This is a genomic window from Streptomyces sp. NPDC091376 (genome assembly GCF_044757085.1).
In the GTDB taxonomy this organism is placed as follows: Bacteria; Actinomycetota; Actinomycetes; order Streptomycetales; family Streptomycetaceae; genus Streptomyces; species Streptomyces pratisoli.
The window spans coordinates 676375-689103 of the sequence record NZ_JBIVUF010000002.1 but is presented as its reverse complement, the minus strand read 5'-3'; the positions used below and the strand labels follow the sequence as shown (position 1 = coordinate 689103).

The window sequence follows — 12729 nt, the reverse complement described above, 5'->3', positions numbered from 1 at the left end:
CGGGAGTGACTGTGCGGGTGAAGGGCTGGAGCGGCCGCAGCCGGCCGGCCAAGGTCGACCTCTATACGCGCGGCACGGTCTACGGACTCGTCTGGGCCGCGGCCGTCGGCCTTGCGCTGCTCCTGCTGACGGAGCCGGTCCGGGAAGGCGGCGCACCGGCGCTGGTCGTGGCCGGGCCGCCGCTCGCGCTCGCGATGGGCGCGGTCTGCGCCCGGCTGGCGCGGCGGTCGATGGACGCGTATCTGGGCCGGGGAGCGGTGCCACGCCGGGTAATCGGCTGTGCGGCGGCGACGACGGCCGCGGTCGTCGGGACCGTGCTGGCGCTGGCCACGGCCGTCCCGTCGACAGGGCTGCTGGTCATGATGCTGGCGACGGCGCTGCTGCCCTTCGTGATCAGCCAGTGCCTGATCACGAAGGGCAGCACCCTCGCTCTGACCCAGGGGGGAGTGCTGGCCGTGATCGCCGGGCTGCTTCCCCTGCGCGGGGCCACGTCGGCCGATGTGGCGCACTTCGCCGCTGTGGCCGGGTTCACCATCGCGTGGACCGCTTTCACCATCCGCGTCTCGATGTGGGTCCTCGCGGTGATGTGGGAGCTGCGCGAGGCACGCGACGTGCAGGCGCGTCTCGCGGTCGCCGAGGAACGGCTGCGGTTCGGACGGGACCTGCACGACGTGCTGGGGCGCAATCTCGCGGTGATCGCGCTGAAGAGCGAACTCGCCGTGCAACTGGCCCGGCGGGGACGGCCGGAGGCCGTGGAGCAGATGGCCGAGGTCCAGCGCACGGCACAGGAGTCGCAGCGCGAGGTGCGCGATGTCGTACGCGGATACCGTGCGGCGGACCTGCCCACGGAACTCGCGGGAGCGCGCGGCGTGTTGACGGCCGCGGGAATCAACTGCTCGATCGGGTCGCCGGACTCGGACCTGCCGGCCGAGGTCCAGTCGGCGCTGGCGTGGGTCGTCCGCGAGGCGACGACCAACGTGCTGCGGCACGGGGACGCGGCGCGCTGCTCGATCCGCCTCGCGGTGTCCACCGGCTCCGCGGTGCTGACGGTGGAGAACGACGGCGTACGCAACTCGACTGCTCCGGATGTCGCGCGGGGGCAGGGCTCGGGCCTCACGGGACTCCGGGAGCGGCTGGCCGTGCTGGGCGGCACGCTGGAGGCGAAGCGCACGGCGGGCGAGCGATTCCGCCTCACGGCGGAGGTTCCGCTACCGCGAGCGGTCGCGGAGTGCCCGTCCCCGAACGCCGGAGGAACCGGCGGCGCCGCAGAACAGACCGGCGGTGCCCCAGAACAGACCGGCGGTGCCCCAGAACAGGAGGACGACCGTGAGCCAGGATCGCGTGCGGCTGCTGCTCGCCGATGACGAGCACCTCATCCGCGGCGCGCTCGCCGCGCTGCTCGCGCTGGAGGACGATCTGCTCGTCGTCGCGGAGGCCGCGTCGGGATCCGAGGCACTGGCCATGGCGCGGGCACACCGGCCCGATGTGGCCGTACTGGACCTGCAGATGCCGGGCGGGGACGGTGTGAAGGTCGCCACATCGCTGAGGGCCGAGCTGCCGGAGTGCCGGACCATGATCGTGACCAGTCACGGACGCCCGGGGCATCTGAAGCGCGCGCTCACCGCCGGTGTGCGCGGCTTCGTACCGAAGACCGTCAGCGCGCAGCGGCTCGCCGAGATCATCCGCACCGTCCACGCGGGAAACCGTTACGTCGACCCCGAGTTGGCCGCCGACGCGATCTCCGCCGGGGACTCCCCGCTGACCGCGCGCGAGGCCGAGGTGCTGGAACTGGCCGGGGACGGCGCGCCCATCGCGGAGATCGCCGAGCGGGCATCGCTGTCGCAGGGAACGGTCCGTAACTATCTGTCGTCGGCAGCCGTGAAGCTGGGCGCCGAGAACCGGCACACCGCGGTGCGTCTCGCACGCGAGCGCGGTTGGGTATAGTGGTCCTCGCGCTACGGCGCATGCGGACGTGGCTCAGTTGGTAGAGCATCACCTTGCCAAGGTGAGGGTCGCGAGTTCGAATCTCGTCGTCCGCTCCAGAGAAGAAGCCCCCCGGCCGATCGGCCGGGGGGCTTCTTCGTGACTACGACCAGGCGGTGCCGGTCAGCAGCTCGTACGCCTCCAGATACCTGTCGCGGGTCGCGTCCACGACGTCCTGCGGCAGTGCGGGCGGCGGCTGCTCGCTCTTGCGGTCCCAGCCGGAGGCCGGCGAGGTCAGCCAGTCGCGTACGTACTGCTTGTCGTACGAGGGCTGGGCGCGGCCCGGCCGCCACTGGTCGACGGGCCAGAAGCGCGAGGAGTCCGGGGTCAGCACCTCGTCGGCGATGATCAGCTGCTCGCCGTCGAAGCCGAACTCGAACTTGGTGTCGGCGAGGATGATCCCGCGCTCCCGGGCGATGTCACGGGCGCGGGCGTAGACATCGAGGGTCGTCCGGCGCAGCACGGCGGCGGTCTCGGCGCCGACCTGGTGGGCGACCTCCTCGTACGACACGTTCTCGTCGTGGTCGCCGACGGCCGCCTTCGTGGCGGGGGTGAAGATCGGAGCGGGCAGCTCGGAGCCGTCCACGAGCCCCTCGGGGAGGGCGAGGCCGCAGACCGTGCGGGTCTCGTTGTACTCGGCCAGGCCGGAGCCGGTCAGATAGCCGCGGGCGACGCACTCGACCGGCACCATCTCGAGCGCCTTGCAGATCAGGGTGCGGCCGGCCCAGTCGGCGGGGGCGCCGGCCGGGAGGTCGGTGGAGATCACATGGTTGGGGACGAGGTCCACGAGACGCTCGAACCACCAGAGGGAGAGCTGGGTGAGCACCCGCCCCTTGTCGGGGATCTCGGTCGGCAGCACCCAGTCGTACGCGGACATGCGGTCGCTGGCGACCATCACGAGGTCACCGGTCCCGGTCTCGTACAGGTCGCGGACCTTGCCCGTGTGGAGATGGGTCAGCCCCGGAACCTGAATCGGCTCGGGCTTTTCTACGAATCCGGACACGGTTCCTCCGCGTAGGTTGATCCAGGAGCGCTTCGATTCTCTCGCACCCTGGGAGCGCGGCCGGTCGCGGGTCAGTCGCGTTTGCAGATCCGGTCGAGGAGGTTGGCCGTGGCCCGCTGGATCCGCTCGTCCACATGGCCCGGCCGGTCGAGCGCCGGGGACCAGGCGAAGGTGCCTGAGGCGAAGACGAGAGCGCCCGAGGGAGCCCGGTAGAGGGAGGTCTCCTGGTGGCGGACGGCGCCCTCGCCGTCCGCGTAGGGCGAGTGGGCGAGCAGGATGCGGCCCTCGTGCTCGGGGAGCGGGGTGCGCGGGAAGTAGCGGTCGGCCTCGCCCGCGACCAGGCCGGGGATCTCGTCGCCGTCGCCGGCGCCGGTCGCCTCCCAGAGCCAGTGGTCGGCGTTGCGCACGACCAGGGGGTGGGGCTCGGGGACCCGGCCCGCGTACTGGATGCCGAGCAGCTGCTGTTCGGCCCGGTCGACCTCGCGCCAGAGTGCCGAGCGGCCGGGGCCCCGGCGCTTGCGGCAGGTCAGCAGCCGGTCGTCGACGCCGGACGGGGACGGGCCGAGCTCCACCTGCCAGTACATGGTGTTGGCGGAGAGGAAGACGAGCGAGGTGCCGTGCTCGCGGGCGAGTTCGGCGGTGCGGCGCATGGGCGCCGACCAGTACTCGTCGTGGCCGGGGAAGACGAGGCCCCGGTAGCGGGTGGGGTCGACCCTGCCGGCGTGCAGATCGCGGGTGTCGGCGTACGCGAGGTCGTATCCGTACCGCTCGGCCCAGCGGATGAAGTCGTAGGCGTGCCCGACATGGAGCGGGAGGCCCGCGCCCGCGTACGGACGGTCGAAGGAGACGGTGATCGCCGCGTCGTCCTCGCCGAGCAGCCTGCCCTGCTCGTCCCATGCGTGGTACAGGCTGGCGCCGGTCCGCCCGTCCTCCGGATAGAGGTTGTACGCCTGCCAGGTGATGTCGGGCAGCAGCAGGAGCAGGTCGGCCGGATGGCTGTCGCGGACGGTGAAGGGGATGTGCGAGCGGTAGCCGTCGGCGGTGGTGAGCACGGCGACGTACGCGCCGATGGACCAGTAGGACGGGATCTGCAGGCGCCAGGAGAGCCACCAGTGGTGGCAGGAGACCGTGCGGTCGGCGGCGAGCGGGGGCGGCTGGACGATGCCCGCGAGACGGGGGCTGGTGGTGATCTTGGCGGCGCCGTCGCCGCTGTAGTGACCGATCCGGTAGACGTCGACGGAGAACCGCTGCGGCGGATCGACCGTCACATGGAAGTCGATGGCCTCGCCCGGGGCGACGGCGCCGGTGGACGCGAAGCCCTTGATCTGACGGTGCACGTCGTCGGCGGTACGCAGGCCCCGGGCACGCTTGACGCTGCCGGCGAGCGGGTCCGGGTCCGCGTACCAGGGGACGACCTGGCCGGTGTCGTCGAAGTAGTGCTCGCTGCCGCGCAGCCAGGGCAGCGGGCCCTGGCCGAACGGATCCGTGACGGCATGGGCGAGGGCGCCCGATTCCCATCGTCGAATCTGCTCAGCCCGACGAATCTCCTCCGCCCCCATGGTGCGCCCCTCCCTCGCCCCCCGGAACCTGTCCTGTCACGCCGACTGTCAGCGTCGTTCCCCAGCACATCACATAACGCGCGCACTCCGTCACCGTTCGTCGCGAATTGACGTGAACGGAACTCACTATTCCTGTTTCGACGGCACAAAAGGTGTGTATGGGGCGGCCGGCGCGGGTGAAGCGGGTGAAGCGGGTGGGACCGACGGGGCGACGGGGCGGCAGGGCGGCGATGCAGCCGGGCCGTGTCAGGTGGCGGGGTGGGGCAGCGGGGTGGTCAGACCAGCCGGACGGGTTTCTCCGGGCGGATGCCCGTCGTCGTGAGCCAGGCGCGCAACGGCTCCGGGTCGCCGTCCTCGACCAGGCTCAGCACCCGGGAGCCCAGGTCCGTACGCCGCTCGCCGTCGATCAGGAGGGCCGGCCCGTCGAGCCAGTCCATGCCGGGAACGGCGCCTGCCGTGTCGACGGCGGCGCAGCAGACCATCGCGGTGACATGGTCGGCGAGCAGCTCCCGCGCGGTACGGGGCGGCTGGAGCGGTACGAGCGGCAGCGGGTCGGTGCCCCAGACGTCGAGGGCGTCCGGCGCGGAGTCCGCGACCCGCGGCACCGCCGAGCGCTCACGGGCGGCCTCCTCTCGGGCCACGTCCGCGCTGATCCGGGCGGCGAGGGCGGCGCCCGGGGCGTCGCCCGCCGCCGGATCGGCCGGATCGTGCGGATCGTTCGGATCGGCGAGGTCGGCCGGCTGGTGCGGATCGTCGAGGTCGGCAGGATCGTTCGGAACGTTCGGATCGGCCTCGGGAACGCCCTGCGCCATGGCCTCCGGCACGCCCTCGGGCGGGCCCGTGGCGGTGACCGGACCGTCGCCGGAGAGGTGCTCCATCACCCGGGCGAGCGTCGGCCCCGCCGGGACGCCGGTGGCGGGCCGTACTCCCATCGCGTCCAGAACGCGGTGCAGCCTCGCGGCTTCCGTGCGCCATTTCCGGTCCACCACCTCTTCCGGGTACTGCTGCCAGTCCACCGGGGACCAATCGGGTCCGGCCTCGGCGGGCCCACCGTGGAAGAGTCGCGCGGCCAGCAGCGACGCCGCTTCGTCGACCGCGCCCGGTTCCTCCAGCAGATCGCAGGCGGGACGCTCACCGAGCCGCGACGCGAAGCCCTCGGCGAGCCGGTCACGGCGGGAGAGCTCGGTCAGCGCCGAGACCACACCGGCGTCGAGGCGACTCGGCCACCGCCCCATCCGCCAGGCGGGCAGTGCGACACGCGTCAGCAGCCGGTCCCAGCCCGCGTAGGCGAGGCCGACCTGCTCCTGGGCGACGATCCGCAGACCGTAGTCCACCGCCTGGGCACGCTCGGACCCTGCCGCGGCGACACCCCGCTCCATCTCGGCGGCGTGGCGGCGACAGCCGTGCAGCAGCAACCGGGCGATCCGGCCGACGAAACCGAACGCGAGCCTTCGCACCGGATCGAGACCGGGGCGGGCGCCGAGCCCCACCGCCGCGTCGAGGCCACGGACGAAGCGACGGGCCGCGGCTATGTCCGGATGCGCCGAGGGGCCCGTACCGGCGACGACCGGGGCGAGGACGGCGCGCAGCTCGGCGACCCGCATCCACCACAGGAACGGGGAGCCGATGACCAGGACGGGAGCACCGTCACCGGTGGTGCCCCGGGGGGTGTGCGACGGATGCGTACGGTCCTCGAGCCAGCTGTCGCAGTCAGGAGTGAGGGCTATCGCGGAGGGCGCCGGGACGTCCAGGCGGTCGGCCAGATCCTCCACCAGCCGGTACAGATCCGGGGCGGAGGCCTCGGCCAGCGGCACCGTCGGGCTGACGGCGGGCCTGGCCCTGGCGATCACGGCGGCGACGACGGCGGCGGTCAGCAGCACGACCACGGCGGTCGAGGTCACCGCCCAGCGTGCGGTGTCCCAGGATCCGCCGCCGATCCGGCCGGTGACCTCGCCGACGAGCAGCACTACGGCGACGGCGGCGGGAACCAGCGCGAGGGCCAGCGCCCTGCTGCGCACGCGCAGCACGGCGAGAGCCCGGGAGCGCGCGGCCAGCGCGCCCGCTTCCTCACCGAATACGGTTCCGGACACGGCCGGACTCACCCCCTCTGCCCCTCTGCCCTACGGCGGCGTTGCTCACTCCCCCACTGTGGCACCCGCCACAGACATCGCAATGCCGGTGGGCCAAGTGCCGGAACGCTTGCGCCGCACCCTAGTTGGGGCGCGAGCGGGCGTCATCCGGATGGGGCAGCGGTCACTCGATGGAATGCCTTTGGGCAAAGCTGCTGACAGCCGCTGACATGGGGTGAAGAGGCCTTCAGGCCCCGGCGACAAGTGGTGCCGGGGCCTGTGGGGGTCCGGTGCCGGGGGGCCGGTGCGTGACCGGCCCCGCGGTCAGGCTCGCGCGGCCTTCGCGGCGATGTCCTTGCGGTGGTGCGAGCCGTCCAGGTGAATGCGGTCCACCGCGGCGTACGCCCGGTCGCGGGCCTGGGCGAGGTCCTCACCGGTCGCCGTCACCGACAGCACCCGGCCGCCGGCGCTGACGATCGCGTCGCCTTCCTTCCTGGTCCCGGCGTGCAGGACGTACGCGTCGGGGGCGTCCTGCGCCGCGACGGTGTCCAGTCCCTCGATCGGGTCGCCGGTGCGGGGTGTGGCCGGGTAGTTGTGGGAGGCGATGACGACGGTGACGGCGGCTTCGTTGCGCCAGTTCAGCGGAGGCTCGTCGTCGAGCGTGCCCTGTGCGGCGTTGAGGAGGACGCTCGCGAGCGGCGTCTTCAGCCGGGCCAGGACCACCTGGGTCTCGGGGTCACCGAAACGGGCGTTGAACTCGATGACCCGTACGCCACGGCTGGTGATGGCGAGCCCCGCGTACAGCAGGCCCGAGAAGGGCGTGCCGCGGCGGTGCAACTCGTCCACCGTGGGCTGGAGCACGGTCTCCATGACCTCGTCGACGAGCTTCGGGTCGGCCCAGGGAAGCGGCGAGTAGGCGCCCATGCCACCGGTGTTGGGGCCCTCGTCCCCGTCGAGGGCACGCTTGAAGTCCTGCGCGGGCTGCAGCGGAAGCACCGTCTCGCCGTCGGTGATGGCGAAGAGGGAGACCTCGGGTCCGTCCAGGAACTCCTCGATGACGACGCGGCCGCAGGCGAGCGCGTGCTCGCGCGCCTCCTCCAGGTCGGGGGTCACGACGACGCCCTTGCCCGCGGCGAGACCGTCGTCCTTGACGACGTACGGCGCACCGAACGCGTCCAGCGCCTCGTCGATCTCCTCGGGCGTCGTGCAGACGTAGCTGCGCGCGGTCGGGACGTTCGCCGCTGCCATGACCTCCTTGGCGAAGGCCTTGGAGCCCTCCAGCTGTGCCGCCTCCCGGGACGGGCCGAAGCAGGGGATGCCCGCGGCCCGTACGGCGTCGGCGACACCGGCGACGAGCGGCGCTTCGGGGCCGACGACGACCAGCTCCGCCCGGAGTTCGGTGGCGAGCGCGGCCACGGCGTCGCCGTCGACGGCGTCCACCGGGTGCAGCTCGGCGACCCCCGCGATTCCGGCGTTGCCGGGCGCGCAGTGCAGAGCTGAGACGTCGGGGTCGAGGGAGAGAGCGCGGCACAGGGCATGTTCGCGGGCGCCGCCGCCGATGACGAGGACCTTCACGGCAGCCAGGGTAGCCCGCTCGCCACTCGTGACCTTGTGCGGGCCACCGAAGCGCCGACACCTACTCGTTTGTGTATTCCTCCACAACCGTGGCACCGAGCTCACGGACGATCAGGTCGTGGCCCGACAGTGCGGAGTCCACAAGGTCCGGATCGTCCTCCTCCGGGATGTCGTCCTCGGGTGCGACGGAGCGCGGAGCGGCCGGTGCCTGCGGGGCGGGCGCACGCGGGGGCTCCGGGGCGGACGGCGTCTGCCGTGGAGCGGGCGCGGGGGCCGCCGAAGGGGTCTGCGGAGCCTGCTGCACCGGGCCGGCCGGCTGCTGGGCGGGCGCCGCCGGGGGGGCCTGGTCGGGCCTGCCTCCGTAGCCTCCGCCTCCGCCGCCACTTCCGTATCCGCCGCTGCCGCCGCTGCCGTATCCACCGCCTCCGCCCGCGCCGGGCGAGCCCGCCGGGGGCTGTCCCGCGCCACCCGACGGATCGATGATCGCCTCGATCTTCCACTGGAGGTTGAACTGCTCGGCGAGCGCCTGCCTGAGCACGTCCTCGCTGCCGCTGCTCGCGAAGTTGTCGCGCGCGCCGGCATTGATGAACCCGAGCTGCAGGGTGGTGCCGTCGAAGCCCGCCACCTGTGCGTTCTGACTGAGCAGGATCCACGTGAAACGGCGGCGGTTCTTCACCGCCTCCAGGATGTCCGGCCACATGCTGCGCACCTGGGCCGCTCCCTGAGCCGCGCCGGGGGCGAGGGCCGCGGGCTGGGGCGGAGGCGCGGCGGGGGGTGTGGGTGTGACGGTGGGCGTGACCGCGGGTGCGGGCTCCGGACGGCTCTGACCCTGGCCCTGGCCGGGCGCGGCCGCGGAGGGCCAGGCACCGGGCCGTGACGCGGCGGACGCACCGGAGCCGGGGCTCGCGGCACCCGGCCAGGCCCCCGGACGGGGAGCGGAGGGCTCCTCGGCAGGGGCGACGGGCATCGCGGGCGACGGCTGGGGAGCGGGGGCCGCGGGCTCGGCGGGCTCCGCAGGCGCCTGCGGAACCGAATGCGGCCGTGGCTCGGCCTGGGGTTGGGCCTGGACCTGAGGCTGGGACTGGGACTGGGACTGGGGCTGGACCTGAGGCTGGGGTTCGGGGGCCGCTCCCCCGCCCCGGACCGCCGCGCGCGCGGCAGCGGGACCGCCGCCCGGCACCATCGGCGCATGAGCCTCCGGCCCCGGTACGTACCCCATCGCCGGCCCGGAGCCCTGCGCCACGAACGCCGCACCGCCGCCTCGCTCCAGCCGGTCGAGCCGCGCCTGCAGGGAACGCTCGTCGTCGAAGGCCGCGGGGAGCAGCACCCGGGCGCAGATCAACTCCAGCTGCAGCCGGGGCGAGGTGGCGCCCCGCATCTCCGTCAGCCCGGTGTTGACCAGGTCGGCGGCCCTGCTGAGCTCGGCGGCCCCGAAGACCTGGGCCTGCGCCTGCATCCGCTCGACCGCGTCCGAGGGGCCGTCGATGAGCCCCTTCTCCGCCGCGTCCGGCACCGCCGCGAGGATCACGAGGTCCCTCAGCCGCTCCAGCAGATCCGCGACGAAGCGCCGAGGATCGTTGCCGCCCTCGATGACCCGGTCCACGACCTCGAACGCCGCGGCCCCGTCGCCCGAAGCGAACGCGTCCACGACCGAGTCCAGCAGCGACCCGTCCGTGTACCCGAGCAGGGACGTCGCCATCGCGTACGTCACACCGTCCTCGGCGGCACCGGCGAGCAGCTGGTCCATGACGGACATCGAGTCACGCACCGACCCGGCCCCGGCGCGCACGACCAGGGGCAGGACCCCGTCCTCGACGGGAATGGCCTCCTTGGCGCACACCTCTCCCAGGTAGTCCCTGAGGGTCCCGGGCGGCACGAGCCGGAACGGATAGTGGTGCGTACGCGAACGGATCGTCCCGATGACCTTCTCGGGCTCGGTCGTCGCGAAGATGAACTTGAGATGCTCCGGGGGCTCCTCGACCACCTTCAGCAGGGCGTTGAAGCCCGCCGAAGTGACCATGTGGGCCTCGTCGATGATGTAGATCTTGTACCGGCTGGACGCGGGCCCGAAGAACGCCTTCTCCCGCAGCTCGCGGGCATCGTCCACACCACCGTGCGACGCGGCGTCGATCTCGATGACATCGATCGACCCCGGCCCGTTCCGAGCGAGGTCGCGGCAGGACTGGCACTCGCCGCAGGGGGTCGGCGTGGGCCCCTGCTCACAGTTCAGACACCGCGCGAGGATGCGCGCGCTGGTCGTCTTTCCGCAGCCGCGCGGCCCACTGAACAGGTACGCGTGATTGACCCGGTTGTTGCGCAGCGCCTGCTGCAGCGGGTCGGTGACATGCTCCTGCCCGATGACCTCGGCGAAGGACTCGGGTCGGTAGCGGCGGTACAGCGCAAGGGACGACACGCATACGAGGTTATCGGGGCCCACCGACAACCGGCCCCGCCCACCGTCCCCCCGGCAGCCACCTCGCGGGAAACCCGGCGGCGAACGCGACGAAACGCAGACGCCCCTCACGCACCCGCCAGAGCCGACTTACCCTTGCTGCCTTCCGGCCCTGGGGGAGTTCAGTCAGATAGCGCCACGTGAGGGGCTCCGCACAGAGTACCTGATGACGGGGGCAGGGAACGAGTTCGCGAGCACTCCTCCCCGTCATGTAATGTTCCCAGCGGAGGATTCGCCTAGAGGCCTAGGGCGCACGCTTGGAAAGCGTGTTGGGGGCAACCCCTCACGAGTTCGAATCTCGTATCCTCCGCCAGTGCCTCACCGGGCACGAAGTCGAAGGGCCCCACCGTTCGCGGTGGGGCCCTTCGACGTGTTCTCAACTTCCGGCAGCCGGTCCTCAGTCCCATGGCCTCGCGAACTCAGCTCCAGCCGCCGATCTGAAGGCGTCTGCCGAAGGCAGCAAGGACATGGACTCCTCCTGGTCGTTCCGCCGACCGCAGGAGGCTCGCCAACAGGGAAGGGCGGCCATCCGCATCAGCCGGTGCATGCGCCGGTAAGAGTGAACGGAATGAGATGACCGAGTGGCGCGGCATGGCCGCGCGGCCATGTGCGGGAAAGGCTCATCGGTTGACCGTCTCCCGCCTGGGTCTGACTGACTCACAGCAACTCGCTGGTAGGAGCGTTTACACCAAGAGTATGGTCTCTTGTATGGCGACCAAGAAAGTGACAGTGACGATCCCCGAGGATCTCCTGGACGAGATCCGCGCCGAGGCGGCTGAGCGGGGACTTTCGGCGTATGTGGCCGAAGCACTGCGGTTCAAGCGCGACCGGGACCGGCTGCTGGAGCTGGTCGACTGGCTGCAGGAGGAACACGGCCCGGTCACCGAGGACGAGCGCGCTGCAGCCCTCGCGGAACTGGAAGATCTCGACGCCGAGCACGAGCGCCGCCGCACCACAGGAGGACACAACGCCGGAGAAGCCGCGTGAAGAAGCGCGCCCGTGAGCACGGCCAACGGCCCCTGCGCGTCTTCCTGCTCGACTCCGAGGCCTTGTCCCTGGCCGTGCGCGGCGACCGGAAGATGATCGCCTGGCTCGACCTCGCGGCCGAGGGCGAGGCAGAGGTGGTGACGTCTCCCATGGCGCTGGTCGAGGCGTACGACGGCAGAACCACCGAGCAGCGCTGGGACTGGGTGCTCTCCCGGCTCAAGGTCGCCGACATCGGAAAGGACGAGGCCCGCCAGGCCCGGCGCCTCCTGGCCGACGCCGAGCTGCACGGTCACAAGTACGCGATCGATGCCGTGCTCGCTGTCATCGCACGCCAACAGAAGGGACAGGTCACCGTGTTCACCTCGGACGTGGACGACCTGGAGAAGCTCGTCCCTGACACCATCGTCGTCAAGAAGGTCTGACCCGGCGCCCTGGCCTCAGCTGTGGCCTCAGCCCTGGCCTCATTCGCCCCCGCCCAGCAGCGTCCCCTTTCCGTCTCAGTTGGTTTCGCGGTTCGTGCCGGTCCGTGCCTGGCGGCTCCCATACCCGTGATCGAGTAGGCGTCGCCGACTCCCTGCCGGTCAGGAGGCGCCAGCACTTCAGAAGGGTTCGACAGGCGCCCACGATCGTGGTTCCGGGCCGAGCAATCCGACTCCCAGCAATTGAACGCGTTCAACTTTCCTGGCAGGATGGGCTCTCGGCACGGTCGGCAGGCATGCCGCGATCTGTTGTGCCGGGAGAGGGCCGGCTTGTGAACGAGAGCACACCCTGGCGGAACCTGGGCGTCATCGGGCTACGGCTCGTCGATCTGGCGGTGCGCTATGCCGTCACGTTCGCCATCACCTGGGCCGCTGTGGATGCATCCCTACCGGCGGATGTGCAGATCGTGACTGGCTGAGCTTCTTCTCGGTGATCGGGATTCCGTCGATCCTGATCAGCTTCCTCTACGGACTCAAGAACCCCCGTACAGGGGCAGCGTTCCGAGTCCCGCTGGCCGGGCTCCTGCTCCTGCCCATCTGGTTCCTCCTCTTCGGAGGCTCTCCGGAGATCCTGTTCATCCCCGTCGCGGGCCAGGCCTTCTTCGCGTTGTGCGTGATGCGG

The 12729-nt window shown here is 71.7% G+C and carries 10 protein-coding genes, 2 tRNA genes and 1 other RNA gene; 7 read left to right on the top strand and 6 right to left on the bottom strand.

All coding sequences use genetic code 11. From position 1 onward, the window contains the following. Nucleotides 1-5: 5 nt before the first annotated feature. From ACIQMR_RS07495 to ACIQMR_RS07485, 3 genes are all read left to right on the top strand, one after another. Nucleotides 6-1364 carry a sensor histidine kinase gene (locus ACIQMR_RS07495; RefSeq protein WP_401383957.1) on the top strand — a complete coding sequence of 453 codons (1359 nt, stop codon included), beginning with the start codon at nucleotides 6-8 and terminating at the stop codon, nucleotides 1362-1364. Further along, nucleotides 1327-1944, top strand: a complete 618-nt coding sequence (locus tag ACIQMR_RS07490; RefSeq protein ID WP_401383955.1) for a response regulator — start codon at nucleotides 1327-1329, stop codon at nucleotides 1942-1944. The genes ACIQMR_RS07495 and ACIQMR_RS07490 overlap by 38 nt, the downstream gene beginning before the upstream one ends. Nucleotides 1945-1966: 22 nt before the next feature. Next, nucleotides 1967-2042: transfer RNA gene (locus ACIQMR_RS07485), tRNA-Gly, on the top strand. A gap of 44 nt (nucleotides 2043-2086) precedes the next feature. Here ACIQMR_RS07485 and ACIQMR_RS07480 read toward each other — a convergent pair. The 6 genes from ACIQMR_RS07480 to ffs form a co-directional block, all read right to left on the bottom strand. Further along, nucleotides 2087-2986, bottom strand: coding sequence for a phosphoribosylaminoimidazolesuccinocarboxamide synthase (locus ACIQMR_RS07480; protein ID WP_401383952.1), 900 nt, complete (start codon nucleotides 2984-2986; stop codon nucleotides 2087-2089). A gap of 71 nt (nucleotides 2987-3057) precedes the next feature. After that, a complete protein-coding gene (locus ACIQMR_RS07475; protein WP_401383950.1) occupies nucleotides 3058-4545 on the bottom strand; it encodes a N,N-dimethylformamidase beta subunit family domain-containing protein in 1488 nt (495 codons plus the stop codon). A gap of 275 nt (nucleotides 4546-4820) precedes the next feature. Next, complete coding sequence (locus ACIQMR_RS07470; RefSeq protein WP_401383947.1) at nucleotides 4821-6635, bottom strand: hypothetical protein; 1815 nt, start codon at nucleotides 6633-6635, stop codon at nucleotides 4821-4823. Nucleotides 6636-6938: 303 nt separating this feature from the next. Beyond that, complete coding sequence (gene purD, locus ACIQMR_RS07465; protein ID WP_401383944.1) at nucleotides 6939-8189, bottom strand: phosphoribosylamine--glycine ligase; 1251 nt, start codon at nucleotides 8187-8189, stop codon at nucleotides 6939-6941. A gap of 61 nt (nucleotides 8190-8250) precedes the next feature. Beyond that, entirely contained in the window at nucleotides 8251-10602 is a 2352-nt protein-coding gene (locus ACIQMR_RS07460) for a DNA polymerase III subunit gamma and tau (protein WP_401383941.1), read from the bottom strand. A gap of 96 nt (nucleotides 10603-10698) precedes the next feature. Then, nucleotides 10699-10793, bottom strand: an RNA gene (gene ffs, locus ACIQMR_RS07455) — signal recognition particle sRNA small type. Between the two features lie 73 nt (nucleotides 10794-10866). Here ffs and ACIQMR_RS07450 point away from each other — a divergent pair. The 4 genes from ACIQMR_RS07450 to ACIQMR_RS07435 all read left to right on the top strand — a co-directional run bounded on the left by ACIQMR_RS07450 (nucleotide 10867) and on the right by ACIQMR_RS07435 (nucleotide 12526). Continuing rightward, nucleotides 10867-10954 (top strand) — tRNA-Ser (locus ACIQMR_RS07450). 395 nt (nucleotides 10955-11349) lie between these two features. After that, nucleotides 11350-11628 carry a CopG family transcriptional regulator gene (locus tag ACIQMR_RS07445; protein WP_401383939.1) on the top strand — a complete coding sequence of 93 codons (279 nt, stop codon included), beginning with the start codon at nucleotides 11350-11352 and terminating at the stop codon, nucleotides 11626-11628. Then, entirely contained in the window at nucleotides 11625-12050 is a 426-nt protein-coding gene (locus ACIQMR_RS07440; RefSeq protein ID WP_401383936.1) for a PIN domain-containing protein, read from the top strand. Before ACIQMR_RS07445 ends, ACIQMR_RS07440 begins: the two co-directional genes overlap by 4 nt. Before the next feature lie 329 nt (nucleotides 12051-12379). Then, nucleotides 12380-12526: a hypothetical protein gene (locus ACIQMR_RS07435; protein WP_401383934.1), complete on the top strand. Its 147-nt coding sequence runs from the start codon at nucleotides 12380-12382 to the stop codon at nucleotides 12524-12526. Nucleotides 12527-12729: the final 203 nt, after the last annotated feature.

Bases quoted from the DNA above. Each gene is read 5' to 3' on its own strand.
- ACIQMR_RS07475 (WP_401383950.1), bottom strand. From the start codon at position 4,545: ATGGGGGCGGAGGAGATTCGTCGGGCTGAGCAGATTCGACGATGGGAA.
- ACIQMR_RS07445 (WP_401383939.1), top strand. From the start codon at position 11,350: ATGGCGACCAAGAAAGTGACAGTGACGATCCCCGAGGATCTCCTGGAC.